The organism is Amycolatopsis sp. N2S4-7 (assembly GCF_058119595.1).
This window is the reverse complement of record NZ_CP172299.1, coordinates 2,240,220-2,262,027: the sequence shown is the minus strand read 5'-3', so window position 1 is coordinate 2,262,027 and position 21,808 is coordinate 2,240,220. Positions and strand designations below refer to the sequence as shown.

The following is a 21,808-nucleotide window of genomic DNA, read 5'->3' as shown; positions in this document are numbered from 1 at the left end:
ACGCATCGGTCGGCCGACCGGTCCGGGCACCCCGGCGGTGGTTGCGTCGATCGACCGATGCGTGCGCTCGCGCCGGTGCGCCAGGGTGGGCGCCATGCCGGACACCCCCGACACCAGCCCCGTGCTCGAAACCGCCGCCCAGGAGTTCGCGGACGCCACGAGCAAGCCCCCGTTCCTCTACGACCTCGGCCCCGTCGAGGGCCGCAAGACCGTCGACGCCGTCCAGGCCGGCGAAGGCGTCGAGCGTCCCGACGCCGACATCACCGACCTCACCGTCCCCGGCGGCCCCGGCGGGCAGGTGTCCGTGCGGATCGTCCGCCCGAGGGGGGCGGCCGCGACCCTGCCCGCGGTGCTGTACACCCACGGCGCCGGCTGGGTGTTCGGCAACGCGCACACCCACGACCGGCTGGTCCGCGAGCTCGCCGTCCGCGCCGGCGCGGCCGTGGTGTTCCCGGACTACAGCCTGTCCCCGGAAGCCAAGTACCCGACGGCGATCGAGGAGATCTACGCCACGCTGCAGTGGATCGCCGCGTCCGGCGCCGAGCACGGCATCGACCCGGCCCGGATCGCCGTGGCCGGGGATTCGGTGGGCGGCAACATGACCGCGGCCATCACCCTGATGGCCAAGGAGCGCGGCGGCCCGGCCCTGGCGGCGCAGCTGCTGTTCTACCCGGTCACCGACGCCGGCTTCGACACCCCGTCCTACGAGCAGTTCGCCGAGGGCTACTTCCTGTCGCGCCAGGGCATGCACTGGTTCTGGGACCAGTACACGACCGACCCGGCCGAACGCGCCGAGATCACCGCGTCCCCGCTGCGCGCCTCGCTCGAGCAGCTGGCCGGGCTGCCGCCGGCGCTGGTCATCGTCGGCGAGGCCGACGTGCTGCGCGACGAAGGCGAGGCCTACGCGGCCAAGCTGCGCGCCGCCGGCGTCCCGACCACGGCCGTGCGCTACCAGGGCATCATCCACGACTTCGTGATGCTCGACGCCTTGCGCGAGACCCACGCGGCCCGCGCGGCCACCCGTCAGGCAGGCGAGTTCCTGCGCGACGCCCTGCACCCCTGATCAGTTCCACTTCGAGGAGAACCCCCCATGACAACCCCCACGGTCGTGCTCGTCCACGGCGCCTTCGCCGACGCGTCCAGCTTCGCGCGGCTGATTCCCGAACTGCTCGCCGACGGCATCCCGGTGGTCGCGCCGGCGGTGCCGAACCGGTCGCTCTCCGGTGACGCCGCCTACATCGCCTCGGTCGTCCGGCAGATCGACGGCCCGGTCGTCCTGGCCGGCCACTCCTACGGCGGCGCGGTGATCACTGTCGCCGGCGCCGAAGACAACGTGCGAGCGCTGGTCTACCTGGCCGGCTACGCCCTCGAAGAAGGGGAAAGCCTGGGCGAGCTGCAGGGCCGGTTCCCCGACTCCGACCTCGCCGCGGCCCTGGTGACGACGTCGTTCCCGGTGGAGGGCGGCGAGCCGGGCACCGACGTGTCGGTCGACGTGGCGAAGTTCCCGGCGATCTTCGCCCACGACGTCGACCCGGACCTGGCGAAGGTCCTCGCGGTCTCGCAGCGGCCCTTGGCGGCGGCGGCGTTCGCGGAGCCCGCCTCGGCCGCGGCGTGGAAGACGAAGCCGGCCTGGGGCGTGGTGTCCACATCGGACCACACGATCAACCCCGAGGTGGAGCGGTTCGGCTACCAGCGGGCGGGGATGAAGCAGGTCGAGCTGGACTCCTCGCACCTGGTGATGCTGTCGCACCCGAAGGCCGTCGCGGACGTCATCCGCGAAGCGGTGCGGTCGGTCGACGCCTGACCGGACCCGGTGCGGACGGCGAGCGCGTCGTCCGCACCGGGGCCGCCATGCGACGTCCAGCGGCAGCAGCCGGTGCACGGCGAAACACGGCGTCATCGTCACTGGTCAGCAAATCGGTACGGTGACCGTACGGGTTGCCGATCGTGTGGTGCCGTACACGGATGTGATGGTGTATGTGTAGGCGGTACTGGCGCTGGTGGTTCTGTCAGTCCAGGTGAGGGTGGTCCGGCTGGCGATGGATGTCGTGGGTCCGCCGGTCCGGGTGATCTCGTACCCGGTGGCGTAGGTGTCCGGGGTGGCCGTCCAGCTCAGGTCGATCTTGGGGTCGACAGTGGCGGCTGGTGCCTTGATGAGGATCGACACGCCGACCGATGCGCTGGGGGTGGCGCCGAGCGAGCTGGTCCGGATGCCGGTCGCCCCCGTGCTGGGCCGTGCTTCGTCGGAGTAGATGATCCGGTCACGGTCGCCCAAGTCGTTCAAGGTGATCACTGTGGCGCGGACGGTCATGCCGGCTGGGGTCGTCGGGACGATCGTGGCGTCGTCGTCCACGCCCATGATGGTCAGCAGCGTGGTGGGCGCGCTGACGGCGGTGAGGCCGGGGGCAGTGATCGTCGTCGACGTCGCGTTCGCCTGTGAGCCTGCGGCCTCGATCGGGGAGACGGCGTCTGCGCCGGTGTAGGAGGCCATGAATCCCGCGGGATTTCCGAATGCGGAGTCGAAGGCGAAGGTGTAGCTGGGCGGCGGAGATGCGGGTGCGAACCGCCAGTAGGTCGTCGTGCGGGAGGCGTTGCCGTTGGCTTGCGACGGCGCGGCCAGCGTCCAGCCGGCCGGCGTGCCGGCAGTGATGTTGTTGCTGTTGAGGTCGAGGACGTAGCCGGCGACGAGCAGATCACCCTGCAGGGTGCCGGCGGGCACGGGGATGGTGATCGAGCCGAAGTTCAGCACGCCGACGGCTGTCGTTTGGGCCTTGAAGGCTGGGGCGGTAACGGCCCCGGCTGTGCAGGCGCGGGCGTAGGTGAACGTGGCGGGTGGGTCGAGCGGATCGGCGGTGAGCGTGACGGCGGTGGCCGGTGAGGTCCTGCCGGCGTTGTCGGTGACGGTGATGGTGACGCCGGCGTTGGTGGTGGGCGTCGCGGGACCGGGCCACGAGTAGGTGTTGACACCGAGGCTGCCGGCGGTGGAGGTCCAGCTGGTGCCGGCGGAGCTGAAGGTGTAGCTGGCTGCTCCGGCGGCGCTGCCGGTGGTGGCAGTGGTGGTGAAGGCACCGCCGGTGGCCGAGTTGGCGATGTAGGTCAGGGTGCCGGCGACGTAGCTGGTGTTGGTGAGCGCGGAGAAGGCCAGGCTGGGGGCGGCCGGGGCAACGGTGCTGACCTTGATGTCCGGGCTGGTGTAGACGGTCTGGTTGCCGAGCGTGTCGGGCACGAGGTAGCGGTAGCGGTAGCAGGCTTGGTCGGTGACCGTGTCGGTCTTCGGTGAGACGGGGTCGGCGCCGCCGCTGATCAGGGCGTAACCGCCGAACGCGGTGCAGACGCCGGCGGTGAGGGTGCCCGCTGAGCGCTGCAGCAGCGCGCCGCCGGCGGCGACGCCGCTGGGGTCGGTGCCCTTGGCGAAGGTGAGGGTCAGCGTCGTCGATGTCGAGTAGCGGGCGCCGGTGCCGACGAGTCCGCCGGCGTCGACGGAGCCGCCCGTCGGGCCGGTGACGTCGCCGGCCGCCGTGCCGAGCGCGTAGTGGTTGGTGACGGTCGTCTGGGTCAACGCCGTGGTGTAGAGCGCGACCTCGTCGAGAGAGCCGGTGAAGTAGTGGCCGGAGTTGGCGTCCCCCGGGTTGATCACCGCGCCGATGCCGAAGCCGTAGGCGTCCATGACGGTGGCGCGGGTGGCGGCCTGCGAGGCGAGGGCCACGCCGTCGACGTAGATCGTGATCGAGGTTCCGTTGTAGGTTTCCACGACCTGGTGCCAGGCCCCGTTGTTGACCGCGGTGGCCAGTGGGAACGTCTTGTCGTTGCCGCTTCCCCAGCCCCACGCGTACAGGGCCGTGCCACCGGTGTCGAGCCACAGGCCGAACTCCTGGTTGCTGCCCAGCGTGCCGTAGTCGAAGAGGACCTGCGGGGCCGAACTCGTGGTCTTGAACCACATCTCGACCGACCGCGGCGAGGAGCCGGCCGGGATGCCGGTCGAGCCGAGGACCTGGACGTAGTCGTTGACGCCGTCGAACTGGGCCGCGGTGTTCGGGTCGCCGGCCAGGGCTCCGGCGGCCCCCAGGGTCACGCCGTTGACGTAGTCACCGGTGTTGCTGCCCTTGCTGTCGGCGGCCCGCGGGGCCGACGAGACCTGGAAGTTGTCGAAGTGCAGGCCGGTCGTGGCGGACTTGGTGACCAGGCTGCCGGAGTTGCCGTCCATGATCCCGGCCTTGCCCGCGGTCTGCAGGTTGGGCGTCGTATCGGTGAACGGACCGAGCTTCAGCACATTGTCGACCGAGAGGCTGAGTGTGCTGGTGGTGGCTCCGTCGCCGCTGACCTGCAGCCGGATCCGATAGGTCGCGTTGACGGTCAGCGGCGGCTGCCCGGTGATGAAACCGAGGTAGGACACGGTGCCGTTGACGTATTTGAGGAGGTTCCAGCTGGCGTCGGCCTGCTCCCACCTGGCCGCGTAGAACGTGCTGGCCGTGGTGTTCAGCCGGGCGGTGACACCCGCGTCGTCGCCGGGCAGGGTCGACTTGACCACCAGATCGGCCTCGACGGCATAGGTGGCGCTGGGCGGTGTCGCCGGCAAGTAGGGGGTCGCGAGACCCGTTCCGTCCCGGTAGGCGCGGCCCTCTGAGCTGATCTTCTCGACGACGGTCGGGTTCTGCCAGGTACCACCGATCTCGGCGGTATGCGTGACCAGCGTGCTGCCGGCGGTACCGGTAAAGGAATCCGAGGAAGTGAGCGAGCTGGATGTTTCGCCGAAGCGCCACTGGCTCAGCAGCCCGGTGGCGGCGGTCACGGCGCCCGCGTAATCCACCCGAGCCACGTTGCCGCTGGTCGCGAACCCCTGGTTACCCACCAGGTCGGTGCTCGCGTAGCGGTACTGGTAGCACGTGCTGTTGGTGACCAGGCTGTCGAGATACGAAGACGTGGGGTTGACCGGCCCGACATTCGCGAAGCTGGTGAACGTCCCGCAGCTGCCGTTGGCCAGCGGCGCACTGGACCGCTGGAGCTGACGGGTGGCGATGCCGGAACCGCTGTCGGCGCCGGCGGTGAAGGTGACGGTCACCGCCGGGTCGGCCTGGTAGCCGTCGGTGTAGGTGACGGTGCCGCCGGTCGGGGCGGCCGAGTCGTCGACGAACGACAACGTCGTGGCCGCGGTGTTGCCGGCCACGTCGCGACCGGTCACGGTCTCCGTGGGTGCGCTCGTGGTCCCGGCTGCCCAGCTGAACGACGCGGAGACATACGGTCCCGCGGAAGGCGTCGATACCGTCGACGGGCTGTGGGTCCAGCCGGTCGACGTCCCGGCGAGGGCGCTCGTCGTGCTCGACGCCGGTCCCGAGCCCGCGTCGCTCACGGCGTTGGTCAGGGTGAAGGAGCCCGCGGCCGCGCCGCGGTAGTAGATCGTGTTTCCGCTCTTGACGGCGTTTCCGGCGAGGCCGGACGCGGAGATCGCGTTGACCGGGGCGGTGGGGTCGGCCGGCAGCACCGTGGCGGTGGTGCTCACGGCGCTTTCCGCGCCGCGCCAGTGGGCGGCGATGACCGGTGTGACCGAATAGACCCACTGTCCGGCTGGGACGTTGTTCTCCGTGCACGTTGTCGTCCCGACCGTGCCGGTGCAGGCCGGCAGGGTGGTTTGCGTGGTATGGGTGGTGCTGTCGTAGCGGGTGATGGCGTAGCCGTCGACGGAGTGGTTGTCGGACAGGGTGCTCGCGGCCCAGCTGACGGTGACGGCGTTGCCGGTCACGGTCGCAGTGGGGGTGCCGCCCTGGTTGACCGTGGTGGCGGCGGCAGCGCCATTTCCTCCCGGAACGGAGGTTGCGGACCAGAACGCCAAGGCCACGGCCGTGGGGATGATGAGGGAGAGGGGGATCAGCAGCAGGAGCTTGCGCCTGCTCCAGCGCGTCCTGGTCATGGTCCGGCGACCAGGTAGGCGGTGATGTTCGCGCCCTGGCACGCGTTCGCGGCGGAGAGGTCCATGGTGAGCGCGTTCGGCAGCGTGATCGGCAGGACGCCGTTCGCGGCGCCCACCTTGGCCGGCACGGTCCAGCCCGTGCCGTTCGTCTGCGTCGTGTAGCCGAGTGTTGCCGTGGCGCAGCCGGAATGGCTCGCGTCGACGGCGAATCCGCCGGTTCCCAGGCCGGTGTCGAGGGCGAGGGAGCCCAGGTGCACGGTGAACGGGTTCGGGTTCGACGCGGTCAGCGCGACGCCGGCCAGACCGCCGGGATACAACGCGGCGGCCGGGGTCCCGGGACTCAGCGCTACGGGCACAGCGGTGCCGGCCGTCCCGGAGCCGTTCCCGCTGCCGGATCCGCGCCAGTACGCGAACGCCGCACCGCCCGCCGTCACGGCGAACACGACGACGAGCGTCATCACGAGCAGTCGCCTCTTCATCGAGTGCCTTCTGTCCCGGACGCGGTGTAGGCGAGCGTCAGCGACGCGCCTTTGCACCCGTCCTGGTTGACCGGGCGGTTCAGCATGCCCACGCAGGGCCACCTCGTCGACGGGATGCCGAGGCCGCTCAGCGTGTTCGTCGCTCCTGCGGCCAGTGTGATCTTCAGGTCGTTCGGCGAGTGGGCGACGGCGAAGTCCTCGACGGTGCAGTCATGGATGGTGCCGGAATTCGGTGCGATGACGTCGTGCACGGCGACGGTGAGGTTGGTGATCGACACGGCGGCGTCACGCGGGTTGGTGAACGTCAGGTCGAGCGGCACCATGAGTCCCGGGGAGATCGGGGCGACAACGTTTCCTTCGATGTGCACCGGTCCGGTGGACCACCCAGTACCGGAACGGCCGGTCCCGTTCGCGATCGTGTGCCCCGTCGGCTCGCGCAGGAAGAAAAGCACTACACCGAGCAGGCCGAGGAGAGCCAGTGCGCAGCCGAGCACGAACACTTTGCGGGTAATGCGGTTCATCCTGACCTCCTTGGTGATCGGGCGGGACTGATGGGGGTGGTCTTGTCGTCACGTCCCCCCACCAGTCGGTTCTGTCGGGTTCGGGTCAGCTCACTGCGTAGGCGAGGTTGACCGTGGCGCCCTTGCAGGCGTCCTGGTTGACAGCGGTGTCGTTGAACGCGATCGTCGCGTCGCTCCACGATCCGACAGCGGTGCCGACAGGCACTTCCGCTCCGACGGTCATCGCCGGACCGACGATCGTGTAGTCGGTCGCCGCGCATTCACCGGCCACTGCACCGGCAGCCTTGGTCACGCCGGCGATGCTGGCCGTCACGGTGCTCACGTAGACCGGGCCGGAGCCGGCGTTGGTGAAGTTGCCCGAAAGGGTCTGTGGCGCAACACCCGGCCCCATGGCCGCCACCGTGCTTGTCTGCAGAACGGTGATGTCCGAACTGCTCCCGGTCGCGGCCGTGCCGACACCGGCACCGCCGGCCGTCCAGAAGGCGAAGGCCACGCCGCCGCCGATTACGAGGAAGGCGGCACTCGCCGATAGTACTGTGGTTTTCCTGCTGAACCTGCGCATCATGCAACTCCTGTTCATGGGCTTGAGTGGTGACGACGAAAGAAGAATTTCTTCCGGCGCAGTCCGACAATAACACGCCAGGACTTATTCTGTGCATTTGTCAATGTTGTCTCAGGAATGCATCAGGAATAGTTTGAAAGGTAACTTCCGGGAAATTTCTTGAATCTCCGTGCCCGCTCGCCTGCGTGAACGCCGTGACAGCGGTCGCGTCCCCCACATGGGCCGCAGTGATCACCTGATCGAGTAATGCCTGGTCAAGGAGCGGTTGTTCCGGTGGATAGTCGTGCCGATGGGAAGCAGCAAGGCCGAAACCGAGCGGGTGACGGCCCTCCGCGCGTTGCGGCTGCTGGACACCCCTGCCGAGGAGCGGTTCGATCGGATCACCCGGCTTGCCCAGCACCTGTTCGACGTGCCGATCGCCATGGTGTCGCTGGTCGACGCCGACCGTCAGTGGGCGAAATCCCGGGCGGGGGACGTTCCGCTGGAGCTTCCGCGCGACAAGTCGTTCTGCTCGCACGCGATCGATGCCGGCCGGCTGCTCCATGTGCCGGACACCACCGCCGATCCGCGGTTCGCGGACAACCCGGCCGTGCTCGGTGCCGCGCACATCCGTTTCTACGCGGGCCGGCCTTTCGCGGCGCCCTCCGGCCAGCTGATCGGCACGCTGTGCGTGCTGGATCGCGTGCCCCGGCGGTTGACCGGCCGGCAGCAGCAGGAGCTGGGCGAGCTGGCCGCGTGGGTCGAACTGGAGTGCGCGGTGGTGCAGGCCAGCCAGTGGGAGCAGGAAGCCGAACGTGCCCGGCGTGACTTCGTGTCCATGGTGAGCCACGAACTGCGGACACCGTTGACGTCGATCCACGGGTCGCTGGAGTTGATCGCCTCCGGCCGGTTCGGCGAATTGCCACCGCAGGTCGGCAGGCTCGTGGACATCGCGGTGCGCAACACCGACCGGCTGGTCAGGCTCTCCCAGGATGTGGTGGACCTGCACCAGATGCGCCGCGGGCAGCTGCGCCTGCGGCTTGACGACGTCGCGCTGTCCGAGGTGGTCGAGCAGGCGGCGGACGCCGTCAAAGACGTGGCCGAGCACGCCGTGGTGCCGGTGGTCGCGCACTGCACCGAGCCGGCCACCGTCCGCGGCGACGCGGACCGGCTGGTCCAAGTGGTGACCAACCTGCTGGTCAACGCGGTGCGCGTGTCACCGCAGGGGGAAGCCGTCACCGTCAGGTGCGGGATGGACGGCGGGTGCGCGCAACTCGAGGTCCGCGACCACGGGCCCGGCGTCCCGCAAGGACAGCTCGACGAGATCTTCGAGCCCTTCGTCCAGTTCGACGTCCCCAGTCAACGCTGGACCGGTGGCGCCGGCCTCGGCCTCGCCATCGCCCGCGGGATCGTCGAGGCGCACGGTGGCCGGATCGGGGCGCGGCCCGCCATCGGCGGAGGCAGCACCTTCGTGGTGTCGTTGCCCCCGGCCGGTCCGCAAACGGACCGGGCTTGGTGGTGACAGCGGCCAGCCCAGCCGCTGGGCGACCTGCTCACCGATGTGCAACGGGTCGAACGGCTTGGACAGCACAGCCGTGGCGCCCAGTCCGTGGAGCCGCGCGTCGAGCACCGGATCCGCCAACGCGGTCACGAAGATCACCGGCAGGTGCGCGGTGCGTGGATCGGCTCGCAGCGCCGCCAGCACCCCCCGCCCGTCCATGGCCGGCATCTCGACGTCCAGCAGGACCGCGTCCAGTTTCCCCGACCAGCAGATCTGCAGTGCCCACCGGCCGGTGGTCGCGGTCTGCACGTGCCAGCCGTGACACAAGACCAGGCTCAGGGCGAGTAGTTCGACGGTGTCCGTGTCGTCGTCGACGACGAGCACCCTCATGACTCGTCCTGGGGCATGAACCGATAGCCGACACCACGCACCGTGGTGATCATCCCGCCGTGGCCGGTCGCACTGAGCTTGTGCCGGAGGTTGGACATGTGCACGTCGACGGCATGGTTGTCGGCCAGCCACGCGCCGCCCCAAACCCGCTCTCGCAGCTGGTCCCTGGTGTGCACGTGCCGCACGTTGCCGGTCAACGCGACCAGCAGCTCGAACTCGATCTTCGTGAGGATCACCGGCTTGCCGTCCACCGTCACCTCCCGGGTGTCCCGGTTGATCTCCACCCACCCCGCCGGACGCCGGACTCGGGCATCGGCCAGATCACGAGGGCGACGCAGCATCGCCTGCACCCTGGCGACCAGTTCACGCGGCGAAAACGGCTTGGTCAGGTAGTCGTCCGCGCCGACCGACAGCCCGATCAGCTTGTCCACCTCTTCGCCGCGACCGGTCAGCATCAGCACGTACGCGTCGGAAAACTGCCGCAGCCTCCGGCACACCTCGACTCCGTCGGGTCCGGGGATGCCCAAGTCGAGCAGCACCACGTCGGGCACCCAATCCTGCGCCGCGGCCAGCGCGTGATCACCGTCGCCCACCGCGCGCACATCCAGACGGGCAGCATCGAGCGCGACCTCGATGACGTACCTGATTTCGGGGTCGTCCTCGACGATGAGGATCTTCGCTGGGCTGCTCACCCCCCTCATTGTGCGGGCTCCGCCATGCAGCGCCACCGAAGGCACGGCGTTCATCGCGGCTCGATCTTTCGCCTGGTTCTCATGGCGTGACAGTTCCACGCGTACCTCTGCGTCGTATCAGCTGCACCCCAAGTTATTCGCAAGACGCCGAGCCCGGCAGGGGGAATGGTGCGGCGGTGGTTCCCGGCCCGGCAATTCAGGTGGTCACTTTTCCGGTGGCCGTCGACATACCGGCCAGGAATGGCGGTCGACGGGAGGACGCGGACCTCGTCGCCCGGTCCGGACCGCCGGCACTGTCCACGGCGGTCGAGCGCGTCGCCCGTCCCAGCCGGACTCGTCTCCGGCATGGCATGTCCCGCACGGCAACGGTGGCCTGGCCGGCAACGACGAGTCTCATGTGCACAGAGAGCACGCTGTGACTCTCTTCGGACCTGATTTCCGGTGGAAAAGCGTTTTAGGTCCGTGATGCCACGACGGCCCTCACGGGTATCACTCGTCCGTGTGAGTGACCGCAGGCTTCACTTTCGTGTTCACATGGTGGCGTTCGCTGGCGGGTCGATCTCCTTCGGTCTACCGTTCATCGGATCGAACGCCAGATGGCGATCATCGCCGCTCCTGCGTGGACGTATCTTCCGGCCCAGACCCTGCCGGCTTCGGTTGTCGGGTGATGGAAGGAAGACGAATGGAAAGCGAGTCCGGCAGAACGCGTCCGGTGCGGAACCGGCGCCGGAGCAGTGCGGTCGTGGGTCTCTGCGCGGTCGCGACCACGCTGGGGCTGGGCCTGGTGATCGGGGCCCCTCAGGCCGGCGCCGCCGAAGCACCCGTCGGGCTCGGCACCGCGGGCTCCTATTCGGTGCTGGGCGGGCAGACGGTGACCAATACCGGCCCCACCACGCTGGCCGGGAACCTCGGAGTCTCCCCCGGTACCGCGATCACCGGTTTCCCGCCCGGTACCGCCGCCGGAGCCACGCACGCGGGTGATGCCGTGGCCGGCCAGGCCCAGTCCGACCTCGTCATCGCCTACGACGACGCCGCCGGCCGCGCGCCGACCGCGAACGTCGCGGGTGACCTCGTCGGCCAGACCCTGGTCGGCGGTGTCTACAAGTCCAGCGGCCCGCTCTCGCTCAGCGGGACCCTGACCTTGGACGGCCAGGGTGACTCCAGCAGCGTCTGGATCTTCCAGGTCGCCTCCACCTTGATCACGGCTTCGGCGAGCAACGTGAACCTGATCAACGGTGCTCAGGCGTGCCACGTGTACTGGCAGGTCGGCAGCTCGGCAACACTCGGCACGAACTCGCACTTCGTCGGCACGATCATGGCGTTGACCTCGATCACCGTGAAGGCCGGAACCGTCGTCGCCGGGCGCGCACTGGCCCGCAATGGCGCGGTCACCCTCAACAACAACACGTTCACCACTCCCGCCTGCAACACGCCTCCCACCACCACGTCGTCCACGGGCACCGGAACGACGACCGGTTCGAGCACGGGAACCACGACGGACACGACGTCGTCCACGAACACCCAGACGACCACCGGGACCACCACGGACACCACGTCGTCCACGAACACCGAAACGACCACCGGCACGAGCACGGGAACCACGACGGGCACCACGGGTACCGAAACGACCACGGGTACGAGCACGGGAACCACGACGGGCACCACGGGTACCGAAACGACCACGGGTACGAGCACGGCAACCACGACGGGCACCACGGGTACCGAAACGACCACCGGTACGAGCACGGGAACCACGACGGACACGACGTCGTCCACGAACACCCAGACGACCACCGGGACCACCACGGACACCACGTCGTCCACGAACACCGGAACCACGACGGACACGACGTCCTCGACCGGTGAGACGACGAGCAGCTCGCCAGGGGCGGGTCTCGGCACGACCTCGCCCGGCATCGCCCGCCCCGGGAGCGGCCAGGATTACGGCAACGGGCCGATCGGTACGTCCGATCTCGCCGGCACCGGCGCCGGCCCCCTGCTGGGTCCTCTGGTCGGGCTGGGAGCGTTGCTCGTCGTCCTCGGCGGACTGCTGCTCGCGGTCGCCCGCCGATCCCGCAGGGCAAGGCGGCAGGGCCGGGCGATTCGCTGACGGTTCAGCCATCCTCCTGCGGCCGGCCTGGTGCATCCCGGCGCGGGCCAGCTCGAACTCGGTCATTCCCTGCCCGCGGACTCAGGTCTTCGCACCCTCGAGGCCCGGCTTCACGGCCGTCATCGTCGCGCGATCCCGACCACGTGGGGACGATGGCGGCCATCCGCACCGTTTTCGAGCCGGCCAGTCATGCTCGGCAACGACAGGAAACTCCGCGTTCCCAAGCGACACCGCCGGATTCGCCGCGGCAGAACCGCTCGCTCACGAGGAGCCGGTTCGAGGGCAGCCATGCCTGCCGAATTGGACACTCCACTGTGGTGTCACAAGCAGGATGGAAGGAGCTGTGGACACGGAACGCAGTGATCGATGCGACCCGACCGGGTGTTGTCGTCCCCCGACGAAGGACTGTCGGCCTGAATTGGCTTGGCCATGGCCATCATGGGTATTCGCCGGCCGATGCCTGGCGGGGTACGCCGGATCCTCCGGCACCGCGCTCGGCGCTACCAGGAAGGAAAAATCCGATGTCGCACGCGTTCTCTCAGGGGTGGTCACGGGTCGCCTTGTTGGCCAGCACCGTGCTCGCGGCCGGGGCGCTCTCCGCGCTCGGCGCGGTCCCCGCCCACGCGGATCCCGGTATTTGCATCGACAAGGTGATGGAAATGGGTTACCCCGCCAACCCCACGGTGCTCAAAGCGTGCAAGGTCGCGAAGACGGCCAAACCGGCCGACGTCCGGACGTGCCGCCGCATGCTGATCGACGACGGGGTGCGTTCTGCGGTGGCGCGCGAGGCATGTCGGATCGCTTCCTATCCGGATCCGCAGTCCTGACGCGTCACTCGCGACGTGTCGCATTGCGGCGCCGGTTCCTCATCCGGGGGCTTTCCCCTTCAGGTGAACCGGGCGCGGCGAGCGCTCTTCGGGTTGCGGATGCGTGACCGTCAATCGACCATCGAACCTTGCGGGAATGCGGGATTCGAGTGTTCTGGGTGTCGCGAGGAGGGGATTATGGCGTCGACTGAGGAGGACCGCGCGTCCCGGCTCGAGCAGCGTGGTGGCCGCCTGCGGGTGATCTTCCGGTTGCGTGTCGCGGACGGAGCGGAAGCCGGATTTCTGCACGCCTACCGTCAGATCCGCCACCAAGTGGCCCAAGTGGACGGTTATCTCGGCGACCAGCTGTGTCAATCGATCACCGACCCGGCAGACTGGGTGATCACCAGCGAGTGGGAAAGTCCCGGGCATTTCGAGGTGTGGGAGGCCGGCCCCGGCCACCGTGAACTCGCCGCCCCGCTGATGGCGTGTGTGACCGCCCGGGAATCGCTGCGCTACCGCGTCCGGCTCGCCACGGTGCCGGGATACCGCGCGGACGCCGATCACGTACTCGTTGGAGGACAGTCGTGAACCGCTATGCACTGACGTTCCAGGTGAGATCGGGGTCCGAGTCGGCGGTGGCCGAAATTCTGGCGGGGTACAGCGGACCGCCACCCGGCCGCCCGCAAGCCGCGCGGCCCCTGCTGGACCGGACCTCGGTGTTCATGGCCGGTCCGACGGTGGTTCGCGTGGTCGACATCGCCTGTCTGCCGCAGGAAGCGATCCGGCACCTGGTTGGCCAACCGCAGATCCGCGCCGTGGAGGAGCGGTTGCGGCCGCACCTGGTCGAGGACCGAAACCTGGCCGACGAGGACAGCCGCCGGCGTTTCCTGGCCACCGCGGTGATGCGGGTGGTCGCGGAGCACCGCGGGCCGACCCGGCACGCGGCCCGCGCCGCGGCGCTCTATCAGGCGCCGCCCGGCCTGGGCCCGGAGGTGGCGCGGCAGCTCGCCGAGCAGGACCGGGACACCGAGCACGGCGCCACTGTGTTCCGTCGCCGGGACCTGATCGTGCACCTCGTCGAGAGCGCTGACACGGTCCCCGCCGTGTCACTGCCGGACCGGTTGGCCTCCCGCCTCCGGTGGGCGCGCCCGATGACCCTGGTGACCGACCGGATCGTGGAGCCGGCGGCATGACCCGCCAGCTGCACCGCGCCGTCCGTCCCGAGGACGTGAACGCCAACCGGGCCAGAGGCGGCGACATCCGGGTCCTGCTCGGCCCGGCGACCGTGGGGGCGACCAGCGGCTTTCTCGGCGTGGTGACCGTGTTGCCGGGCGAGCAGGTCAACGAGCACTACCACCCGTACTCGGAGGAGTTCCTGTACGTCATCGAGGGCCGGGTGGAACTCGACCTCGACGACGTCCCGCACCCGTTGGGCGTGGACCAGGCGTTGCTGGTCCCCATCGGGGTGCGCCACCGGGTCCGCAACACCGCGGCCGTACCCGCGCGGCTGGTGTTCCACCTCAGCCCGCTCGCACCCTGCCCCGAACAGGGGCACGTGGACACCGAGCGGTCGTCGTGACCCGCCGGGTGGCCGTCACCGGCCTGGGGGTGGTGGCACCGGGAGGCGGCGGGGGGAAGGCGTTCTGGGAGTTGCTGACCTCCGGGCGCACCGCCACCCGGCGGATCACCCTCTTCCCCGCGGAGGGCTTCCGCTCCAGGATCGCCGCGGAGTGCGACTTCGACCCCGCGGAGGCGGGACTGACCGCGGCCGAGATCGACCGGATGGACCGTTACGTCCAGTTCGCCGTCGTCGCCGCGACCGAGGCGTGGGCCCAGGCGCAGGTCGAAGTGGCGGACCCGTGGCGGGTCGGCGTGTGCATGGGATCCGCGGTGGGCGGCACGACGCTGCTGGAACACGATTACGTGGCCACCTCCGGCGGGGGCGAGCAGTGGCTGGTCGACCCGGCCTTCGCTTCGCCGTTCCTGCACCGCGCCCTGTCTCCGGCGTCGCTGGCCGCGGAGGTCGCCGACAGGGTCGGTGCCGGCGGGCCGGTGCGCACGGTGTCCACCGGCTGCACCGCGGGCTTGGACGCCGTGGGGCACGCCGCCCGCCTGATCGAGGAGGGCCGGGCCGACGTGGTGGTCGCGGGCGCCGCCGACTCGCCGATCTCCCCGATCACCGTGGCCTGCTTCGACGCGATCCGCGCCACCTCGGCGCGCAACGACGACCCCGAGCACGCCGCGCGCCCGTTCGACCGCGACCGGGACGGGTTCGTGCTCGGCGAAGGCGCCGCCGTGCTGGTGCTCGAGGACCGGGAACACGCACGCAGGCGGGGCGCGCCGGTGCTGGCCGAGGTGGCGGGTTTCGCCACCCGCAGCAACGCCCACCACATGACCGGGCTGACCACCGAAGGCGTGGAGATGGCCGAAGCGGCCCGGCACGCCTTGGACCAGGCGAAGGTGTCGCCCGCCGACGTCGACTACGTCAACGCGCACGGCTCCGGCACCCGGCAGAACGACCGGCACGAGACAGCCGCGTTCAAGCGGGTGCTCGGCGAACGGGCGTACGCGGTGCCGGTCAGCTCGATCAAGTCGATGGTCGGGCACTCCCTGGGCGCCATCGGGTCCATCGAGCTGGCCGCCTGCGTCTTGGCCCTCACCCACGGTCTCATCCCGCCGACGGCGAACCTGGACACCCCCGACCCCGAGTGCGACCTGGACTACGTCCCGCACACCGCGCGGGAGAAGGACCTGCGGACGGTGCTGTCGGTGGGCAGCGGTTTCGGCGGATTCCAATCCGCGGTCGTGCTCACCCACCCGGAGCGGTCATGAGCCCGGTCGCCACGGAGAGTGCGGCGGCCGTCATCACCGGGCTCGGCGTGGTGGCGCCAGGCGCACTCGGGGTCGAGCAGTTCTGGCCCGCGGTCCGCGACGGGCACCGCCCCCTCGGCCGCTTGAGCCGGTTCGAGCCCAACCCTTATCCGGTGACCGTCGCCGGCCAGGTGCACGGCTTCGAGCACACCGCCTGGGTCGACGGGCCGATCGCGGTGCAAACCGACCGGTTCACCCACTTCGCCCTCGCCGCGGCGAGCATGGCGCTGCGCGAGGCCGGCCTCGACCCGGCCGCGGTGCCTTCGTTCGCGTTCGGTGTGATCACCGCGAGCCATTCCGGCGGTGTCGAATTCGGCCAGCGCGAGATCCAGCAGCTGTGGCGGCACGGCCCCCGGCACGTCGGCCCGTACCAGTCGATCGCCTGGTTCTACGCGGCCTGCACCGGCCAGATCTCGATCGGCCACGGCCTGCGCGGGCCGTCGGGTGTGCTGGTCACCGACGAGACCGGCGGCCTGGACGCGCTGGCCGCCGCCCGCTCGGAACTCCGGCGAGGCGCCCGAGCCATGGTGGTGGGCGGCACCGAGGCCCCGTTCAGCCCCTACGCGATCTGCTGTCAACTCGGCCACGGCCTGCTCACCACCGGCGACGACCCGGCCACCGCGTACTTGCCCTTCACCTCGCACGCCACCGGCTTCGCGCCCGCCGAGGGGGGCGCGATGCTGGTGGTCGAGGCCGCCGAGGCGGCCCGCCGGCGCGGCGCGCGGGCACGCGCCGTCGTCGCGGGATACGGCGCCACCTTCACCGGCCCACAGCGGTTCGACCGATCGGCCGAAGGGCTGGCGCGGGCGGCGCGGACCGCGCTGGCCGAAGCGGACCTGAACGCCGATCAGGTGGATGTGGTCTTCCTCGACGCCCTGGGCGACGGACGAGCCGATCGCGCCGAAGCCGAGTCGCTGCGCCTGCTGTTCGGCCGGCGGGCCGACCGGGTCCCGGTCACCGCGCCGAAGACCGGCTACGGACGCTGCTTCGCGGGCACCGCGGCGCTCGACGTAGCCGCGGCGGTCCTGGCCCTCGAACACGGCACGATCCCGCCCACGCCCAACGTCCGCGAGTGCCGGTTCGACCTGAACCTGGTCACCGCACACGCTCGCGAAGCCGACATCCGCACCGCACTGGTCCTGTCACGGGGACTCTACGGCGGGAACTCGGCCCTGGTCCTGCAACGTCCGGAATCGAACCGAGGAGGCAGTTGACGTGGACACCACCCTTTCCGCAACCGACCTGGCGGCGTTGATCAACCGGTGCGCCGGTGTCGCGGTCACCGGTGAACAGATCAGCTACTCCGGGCTGAGCTTCGACGAGCTCGGCGTGGACTCCCTGGGCCTGCTGGGCGTCGTGGCGGAGTTGCAGCGCAACCACGGCATGTCTCGCGACGTCGACATCGCGCCGGACCAGTCGCCGCGGGAACTGCTGACCCTGCTGAGCGGGAAGGCGTGACATGAGCGGCCACACCGAAAACGAGATCGTCGTCGCCGCGCCCATGGACTTGCTCTGGGAACGCACGAACGACGTCGAAAGCTGGCCGGACCTGTTCAGCGAGTACGCCTCGGTGCAGGTGCTGGAACGCCACGGCAACCGGGTGCTGTTCCGGCTCACCCTGCACCCCGACGAGAACGGCAGGACGTGGACCTGGGTTTCCGAGCGCGTCGCCGACCCCGCGACCCGCACGGTCGCCGCCCGGCGCGTCGAGACCGGCCCGTTCGAGCGGATGCACATCCGGTGGACCTACGAGGAGGTCGAGGGCGGCGTGCGGATGCGCTGGGTGCAGGACTTCGCCATGAAGCCGACCGCGCCGATCGACGACGACACGATGACCCGGCGCATCAACGACAACAGCAGGACGCAGATGTCGCTGATCAAGCGGAAAGTGGAGGAGCTCGCGTGTACCGCGCCCTGATCGTCGCCCGGATGGACCCCGACGCCGCGGACAAGATCGCCCACGTGTTCACCGAATCCGATCGCCACTCGGACCTGCCCGCGCTGATCGGGGTGCGCGGGCGGAGCCTGTTCCGGTTCGGGGAGGTGTACCTGCACCTGATCGAGGGTGAGCGACCGATCGGGCAGGCGGTCGCCGAGCACCGCGACCACCCCCAGTTCCAGCGGATCAGCGACGAGCTGCGCCCGCACGTCTCGGCCTACCACCCGGACACCTGGCGCGGACCGCAGGACGCCATGGCCCACGAGTTCTACCGCTGGGAGCGTCGTGACTGACCACTTCCCGGACACCACGACGGTGCTGATCGCCGGCGGCGGCGTGACCGGCCTGTCCGCGGCGGTGTTCCTGGCCCGGTACGGCGTGCCCACCCTGGTGGTCGAACGCCGCGCCGAGCCGGCCACCGACCCCAGGGCACGGGCCCTCAACCCGCGCACCGTCGAGCTGTACCGCATCGCCGGCCTGGAGCGGGCCATCCGCGCCGTCCGATCGCCGGTGGCCGGGCACACCGTCGTGGCACACGCCGAAACCCTGGCCGGGCCGGAACGCATGCGCCTGCCCAACCGCCTGGGACCGGAGACCGACGGCCTCAGTCCGTGCGCCTGGGCGGCCATCGACCAGAACCAGCTGGAACCGCTGCTGCACACCCACGCCGTCGCCGCCGGTGTGGCGGTGCGCCACCACACCGAGGTGGTGGCCGTGTCCGACACTTCCGGCGGTGTCGTGGTGACGCTGCGCGACGGCGAAGACGAGCACCTGGTGGTCGCGGACCACCTCATCGTCGCGGACGGCGCCCACAGCCCGGTCCGATCGCTGCTGGGCATCGCCCACGACGGACCCGGCACGATCGCGCGCAAAGTCAACGTCTACTTCGAGGCCGACCTCCGTGAACCGCTGCGCGACCGCAAGATCGTGGCTCTCACCCTGCGCAACGCCGCCGTACACGGCTTCCTCACCTCGATCGACGGCGCGAAGCGGTGGCGATTCGCGATTTCCCTCGCCCCCGGGCAAGAGGCCGCCGAGTTCACCGAGGCGCGGTGCGTCGAACTGCTTCATGCCGCCATCGGCCTTTCCGTGCCGATCGTGGTCGAGCGGATCTCCGAATCGCCGTGGGAGATCCGCGGCCAGGTCGCCCGGAGCATGCGCACCGGACGGGCGTTCGTCGCCGGCGACGCGGCCCACACGATGCCGCCGGTGGGGACCTTCGGCGTCGCCACCGGCGTCCAGGACGCCTTCAACCTGGCCTGGAAGATCGGCCTGTGCCGGCGGGGGCTGGCCGGTCCCGGGCTGCTCGACACCTACGAGGCCGAGCGGCTGCCCGTGGCCCAGGAGACCACGCGACTGACCGTCGAACGCTACGAACTGGTCAACGGCAAGCCCGGCGACGCCCGCGAGAGCGCGCTGCGGCAGCGGATGATGATGTTCGGCTACACCTACCCCGCCGGTGCGTTCCTCCCCGAACAGGCGATCGTGCCAGGCGGCTTGGACGATCCGGACCACCCCTCCGGCGCGCCGGGAAGCCGCGCCCCGCACGTCACCTTGGAACGCGACGGTGCCCAGCTGTCCACCGTGGATCTGCTGGGTCTCGGCCCGGTACTCGTCGCCGGGCCCGCGAGTACCGGCTGGCCCGCGGCAGCGGCCGAGGTAGCGCACCGGTCGGGCGTGCAAGTCGACTGCCACCACCTCGGCCACGACTTGGCCGACGTCACCGGGCGATTCTCGGACGCGTACGGGATCGACGAGGACGGAGCGGTCCTGCTCCGACCGGACGGCTTCATCGCCTGGCGCAGCACGGCCTCCGTCGCGCCGACCGAACAGGCGGCCACGCTGGCCGCGGTGATCGACCGGACGCTGTTCCGGTGAGCCGGCTTTGCCGTGCCGGGGCGGAACCGGGCCGGCCTGGGCCAAGGCGATCCTGACCGGACGGTCGGTGGAGGCCTCCACCAGCCGCCGTCAGGGTGGTTGCCCTCGGCTATCGCTTCTCGATGCTGAGATGGTGCGGCGGGGGCTCGGCCGGTGCCAGGTCGGGCGTCCGGTCGGCGAGGGTGAGCAGTTCGGCGTAGCGGCCCAGCATGCGTTCGCTGACGCGGCGGTAGAACTCCGGGAGGGCGGTGGCCCGGCCTTCGTGGAAGGCCAGGAATCCCGGGTCGGATCGCAGCATTCCCAGGATGCGGCGGAAACTCGCGATGTCGGAGCGGAAGCCCGCGGTGCGCGCCCGGTGGACGTAGCCGATGATGCGGTTGGAGGTGGTCCGCAGCCGCCGTCGCAGCATCGCGGGGGATGCGGCGTGCGTGTAGAGGTCGATGAGTTTTTCGTAGTAGGTGATCGGGTCGTAGTGCTTGATCGTGGTGACCAGGTAGGGCGCGTAGTAGAAGTTGAACGGCATGGTGGCGAGGATGCGGCCGGTGGCGGTGAGTTCGTCGTGCAGCGGGGTGCCGCCGAAGGGGACCGGGATGTTGATCGTGGGGTAGGCGAACGGGGTCAGGTCCATGAACCGCTTGGTCAGCTCGACCGGTGCGTCGCCCTGGTCGGTGTCGAGCCCGAACATGAAGTTCGCTTGCAGGTACGGCACGTTCTCGGCCAGTTGGGCGAAGTGGGCGGCGACGCGTTCGACTTTCGCGGTCCCGCCGGTCCGGCCGACGCCGGCTTTGTTCGAGTAGTCGGTCCAGGATTCGACGCCCGGCGCGACCATGGCGCAGTTCGTTTCCTTCAGCCGCCGGGGCCGGTCGCCGCGCAGGACGGTGAGCGAGCTTTCGATGATGTAGGGCGGGCGTCGGCCGGGCGGTTGGGCTTCGAGCGTTTCGAAGACCTGGTCGAACTTCACGGCGAAGTTGGGGTCGTGGAACACGATCAGCCGGTTCGGCAGGTGCCGGGCCAGGTACCGCAGGTCGGCCTTGAGCCGGTCGGCCGGGAGCGGGCGGTAGGTGCTGTTCCAGTCGATGCAGAAGTCGCACCGGTAGGGGCAGCCCATGCTGGCGAGCATGGGGACGGCGGACAGCAGCAGGGGTTTGCGTCCCCAGAAGAAGGCCGACGCGCGGATTTCGGGCATCCGTTCTTCGACGGTCGGCACGTCGTCGAACGGGCGGCCGGCCGAGATGATGGTGCCCGGCGCGAACTGTCCGGACAGGATGTCGGTGACCAGTTCCGGGTCGCATTCGCGGACGACCAGGTCGAAGAAGCGCAGGCAGTCGACGGGGAAGGCCTTGGCGTGCGGGCCGCCGATCACGGTGCGGACGCCGGCCCGGCGGTAGAGCTTGGCCAGCGCGTAGGCGAGGTGGCTGACCTGCGTGTAGCAGGAGATGAAGACCACGTCGAGGTCGGCGGGCAGCAGGCGGTGCGGCCGGCCGCGGCCGTAGTAGGTGGCGTAGAAGGTCTCGTGCCCTTGCCGGCGGCACCACACCGAGATGGCCTGCGGGGTGATACTCGCGTACTGCTTGGTGATGAACAGCTGGTAGGCGAAGTCCACCGGGCGCCGGGCGGGTGGGCCGAGGAGATCGAGGATTCCGATTCGCACCGCGGGGTCCTCTCGACAGCCGGCCGGGCCGGCCGGCCGGAAACGACGATCAGCGAGAAGCCGATGGCGACGTCACCGGGGACTGGGGCGAACGCGGCGATCAGCGACGACTATACCCCCCGAACCGGCTCCGAATGACGCGCTTCGAGCTCGACGCGCTCGACCGGGGGAGCGGCCTGGCCGGGATGACCGGCACCGGTGGTGACGTGCGGGACGTCGATCGCGGTGCGGGCGTCGGGGTGCCGCGGTCCCGCGCGGCCAGGACACCAGCCGGCCTTGCCGGCCGAGCTCTGCGGGCGGCTGGGGATCTTCGGGGTGCGGGCCGGTTCCGGGCGCCTGGCCGCCGAAGGCAGGCCGTGCGGGTGCTGGTCGTGTCCGCGCGGGAAGGGCTGGAGATCGCCCGGGGCCGGAGGACCTCGCGATCGGTGACGAACGACCGCAGCGCACCCGCGGCCCCGCCCCTAGCGTGAAGACCGACGGAAGAGGTCTTCGATGCAGGCACGCGACGTCATGAGCGGCCC

20 protein-coding genes and 1 pseudogene are annotated in these 21,808 nt (G+C 70.1%); 14 read left to right on the top strand and 7 right to left on the bottom strand.

Features of this window, described 5'->3' with window-relative positions:
• The first annotated feature begins 94 nt into the window (after positions 1–94).
• Both ACH54P_RS10470 and ACH54P_RS10465 read left to right on the top strand, forming a co-directional pair.
• A complete protein-coding gene (locus ACH54P_RS10470; protein ID WP_489912161.1) occupies positions 95–1,063 on the top strand; it encodes an alpha/beta hydrolase in 969 nt (322 codons plus the stop codon).
• Positions 1,064–1,090: 27 nt separating this feature from the next.
• Positions 1,091–1,804 (top strand): alpha/beta fold hydrolase, encoded by a 714-nt coding sequence (locus ACH54P_RS10465; RefSeq protein ID WP_489912160.1) that lies wholly within the window; start codon positions 1,091–1,093, stop codon positions 1,802–1,804.
• A gap of 105 nt (positions 1,805–1,909) precedes the next feature.
• On the opposite strand, the gene ACH54P_RS10460 is transcribed toward ACH54P_RS10465, so the two are convergent.
• From ACH54P_RS10460 to ACH54P_RS10445, 4 genes are all read right to left on the bottom strand, one after another.
• On the bottom strand, positions 1,910–5,905 hold the full coding sequence (locus ACH54P_RS10460; protein WP_489912159.1) for a LamG-like jellyroll fold domain-containing protein: 3,996 nt from the start codon (positions 5,903–5,905) through the stop codon (positions 1,910–1,912).
• Positions 5,902–6,384 (bottom strand): hypothetical protein, encoded by a 483-nt coding sequence (locus ACH54P_RS10455; RefSeq protein WP_489912158.1) that lies wholly within the window; start codon positions 6,382–6,384, stop codon positions 5,902–5,904. The genes ACH54P_RS10460 and ACH54P_RS10455 overlap by 4 nt, the downstream gene beginning before the upstream one ends.
• Entirely contained in the window at positions 6,381–6,884 is a 504-nt protein-coding gene (locus tag ACH54P_RS10450; protein ID WP_489912157.1) for a hypothetical protein, read from the bottom strand. The genes ACH54P_RS10455 and ACH54P_RS10450 overlap by 4 nt, the downstream gene beginning before the upstream one ends.
• A 106-nt stretch (positions 6,885–6,990) precedes the next feature.
• Positions 6,991–7,470 carry a hypothetical protein gene (locus ACH54P_RS10445; RefSeq protein WP_489912156.1) on the bottom strand — a complete coding sequence of 160 codons (480 nt, stop codon included), beginning with the start codon at positions 7,468–7,470 and terminating at the stop codon, positions 6,991–6,993.
• A gap of 286 nt (positions 7,471–7,756) precedes the next feature.
• Between ACH54P_RS10445 and ACH54P_RS10440 the strand changes: the two genes are divergently transcribed.
• Positions 7,757–8,968 (top strand): ATP-binding protein, encoded by a 1,212-nt coding sequence (locus tag ACH54P_RS10440; RefSeq protein ID WP_489912155.1) that lies wholly within the window; start codon positions 7,757–7,759, stop codon positions 8,966–8,968.
• Between the two features lie 42 nt (positions 8,969–9,010).
• Here the strand turns inward: ACH54P_RS10440 and ACH54P_RS10435 are convergent.
• Both ACH54P_RS10435 and ACH54P_RS10430 read right to left on the bottom strand, forming a co-directional pair.
• Positions 9,011–9,337 (bottom strand): annotated as a pseudogene (locus tag ACH54P_RS10435) (response regulator); the annotation flags it as partial.
• Positions 9,334–10,038: a response regulator transcription factor gene (locus ACH54P_RS10430; protein WP_489916381.1), complete on the bottom strand. Its 705-nt coding sequence runs from the start codon at positions 10,036–10,038 to the stop codon at positions 9,334–9,336. The pseudogene ACH54P_RS10435 and the gene ACH54P_RS10430, both read right to left, overlap by 4 nt.
• A 733-nt stretch (positions 10,039–10,771) precedes the next feature.
• Between ACH54P_RS10430 and ACH54P_RS10425 the strand changes: the two genes are divergently transcribed.
• The 11 genes from ACH54P_RS10425 (at position 10,772) to ACH54P_RS10375 (ending at position 19,636) form a co-directional block, all read left to right on the top strand.
• Entirely contained in the window at positions 10,772–12,139 is a 1,368-nt protein-coding gene (locus tag ACH54P_RS10425; RefSeq protein ID WP_489912154.1) for an ice-binding family protein, read from the top strand.
• A gap of 521 nt (positions 12,140–12,660) precedes the next feature.
• Positions 12,661–12,966: a hypothetical protein gene (locus ACH54P_RS10420; RefSeq protein ID WP_489912153.1), complete on the top strand. Its 306-nt coding sequence runs from the start codon at positions 12,661–12,663 to the stop codon at positions 12,964–12,966.
• 177 nt (positions 12,967–13,143) lie between these two features.
• Positions 13,144–13,536 (top strand): antibiotic biosynthesis monooxygenase family protein, encoded by a 393-nt coding sequence (locus ACH54P_RS10415; RefSeq protein WP_489912152.1) that lies wholly within the window; start codon positions 13,144–13,146, stop codon positions 13,534–13,536.
• Positions 13,434–14,141, top strand: coding sequence for a SchA/CurD-like domain-containing protein (locus tag ACH54P_RS10410; protein ID WP_489912151.1), 708 nt, complete (start codon positions 13,434–13,436; stop codon positions 14,139–14,141). Before ACH54P_RS10415 ends, ACH54P_RS10410 begins: the two co-directional genes overlap by 103 nt.
• Entirely contained in the window at positions 14,138–14,527 is a 390-nt protein-coding gene (locus ACH54P_RS10405; RefSeq protein WP_489912150.1) for a cupin domain-containing protein, read from the top strand. Before ACH54P_RS10410 ends, ACH54P_RS10405 begins: the two co-directional genes overlap by 4 nt.
• The gene (locus ACH54P_RS10400; RefSeq protein ID WP_489912149.1) at positions 14,524–15,780 is read left to right on the top strand and encodes a beta-ketoacyl-[acyl-carrier-protein] synthase family protein; all 1,257 of its coding nucleotides are present in this window, start codon (positions 14,524–14,526) and stop codon (positions 15,778–15,780) included. Before ACH54P_RS10405 ends, ACH54P_RS10400 begins: the two co-directional genes overlap by 4 nt.
• The gene (locus ACH54P_RS10395; protein ID WP_489912148.1) at positions 15,777–17,033 is read left to right on the top strand and encodes a beta-ketoacyl synthase N-terminal-like domain-containing protein; all 1,257 of its coding nucleotides are present in this window, start codon (positions 15,777–15,779) and stop codon (positions 17,031–17,033) included. The genes ACH54P_RS10400 and ACH54P_RS10395 overlap by 4 nt, the downstream gene beginning before the upstream one ends.
• A gap of 1 nt (position 17,034) precedes the next feature.
• Entirely contained in the window at positions 17,035–17,277 is a 243-nt protein-coding gene (locus ACH54P_RS10390) for a phosphopantetheine-binding protein (RefSeq protein WP_489912147.1), read from the top strand.
• Between the two features lies 1 nt (position 17,278).
• Entirely contained in the window at positions 17,279–17,737 is a 459-nt protein-coding gene (locus tag ACH54P_RS10385; RefSeq protein ID WP_489912146.1) for an SRPBCC family protein, read from the top strand.
• Positions 17,722–18,051, top strand: a complete 330-nt coding sequence (locus ACH54P_RS10380; protein ID WP_489912145.1) for a TcmI family type II polyketide cyclase — start codon at positions 17,722–17,724, stop codon at positions 18,049–18,051. Before ACH54P_RS10385 ends, ACH54P_RS10380 begins: the two co-directional genes overlap by 16 nt.
• The gene (locus tag ACH54P_RS10375; protein WP_489912144.1) at positions 18,044–19,636 is read left to right on the top strand and encodes an FAD-dependent oxidoreductase; all 1,593 of its coding nucleotides are present in this window, start codon (positions 18,044–18,046) and stop codon (positions 19,634–19,636) included. Before ACH54P_RS10380 ends, ACH54P_RS10375 begins: the two co-directional genes overlap by 8 nt.
• A gap of 109 nt (positions 19,637–19,745) precedes the next feature.
• On the opposite strand, the gene ACH54P_RS10370 is transcribed toward ACH54P_RS10375, so the two are convergent.
• On the bottom strand, positions 19,746–21,287 hold the full coding sequence (locus ACH54P_RS10370; RefSeq protein ID WP_489912143.1) for a B12-binding domain-containing radical SAM protein: 1,542 nt from the start codon (positions 21,285–21,287) through the stop codon (positions 19,746–19,748).
• Between the last annotated feature and the right edge of the window lie 521 nt (positions 21,288–21,808).

What these genes read in the sequence shown, in the direction of transcription:
- ACH54P_RS10455 (WP_489912158.1), bottom strand. Translation starts at nt 6,384, where the DNA reads ATGAAGAGGCGACTGCTCGTGATGACGCTCGTCGTCGTGTTCGCCGTG.
- ACH54P_RS10430 (WP_489916381.1), bottom strand. Translation starts at nt 10,038, where the DNA reads ATGAGGGGGGTGAGCAGCCCAGCGAAGATCCTCATCGTCGAGGACGAC.
- ACH54P_RS10395 (WP_489912148.1), top strand. Translation starts at nt 15,777, where the DNA reads ATGAGCCCGGTCGCCACGGAGAGTGCGGCGGCCGTCATCACCGGGCTC.
- ACH54P_RS10405 (WP_489912150.1), top strand. Translation starts at nt 14,138, where the DNA reads ATGACCCGCCAGCTGCACCGCGCCGTCCGTCCCGAGGACGTGAACGCC.
- ACH54P_RS10465 (WP_489912160.1), top strand. Translation starts at nt 1,091, where the DNA reads ATGACAACCCCCACGGTCGTGCTCGTCCACGGCGCCTTCGCCGACGCG.
- ACH54P_RS10385 (WP_489912146.1), top strand. Translation starts at nt 17,279, where the DNA reads ATGAGCGGCCACACCGAAAACGAGATCGTCGTCGCCGCGCCCATGGAC.
- ACH54P_RS10440 (WP_489912155.1), top strand. Translation starts at nt 7,757, where the DNA reads ATGGGAAGCAGCAAGGCCGAAACCGAGCGGGTGACGGCCCTCCGCGCG.
- ACH54P_RS10460 (WP_489912159.1), bottom strand. Translation starts at nt 5,905, where the DNA reads ATGACCAGGACGCGCTGGAGCAGGCGCAAGCTCCTGCTGCTGATCCCC.
- ACH54P_RS10445 (WP_489912156.1), bottom strand. Translation starts at nt 7,470, where the DNA reads ATGATGCGCAGGTTCAGCAGGAAAACCACAGTACTATCGGCGAGTGCC.
- ACH54P_RS10415 (WP_489912152.1), top strand. Translation starts at nt 13,144, where the DNA reads ATGGCGTCGACTGAGGAGGACCGCGCGTCCCGGCTCGAGCAGCGTGGT.
- ACH54P_RS10420 (WP_489912153.1), top strand. Translation starts at nt 12,661, where the DNA reads ATGTCGCACGCGTTCTCTCAGGGGTGGTCACGGGTCGCCTTGTTGGCC.
- ACH54P_RS10470 (WP_489912161.1), top strand. Translation starts at nt 95, where the DNA reads ATGCCGGACACCCCCGACACCAGCCCCGTGCTCGAAACCGCCGCCCAG.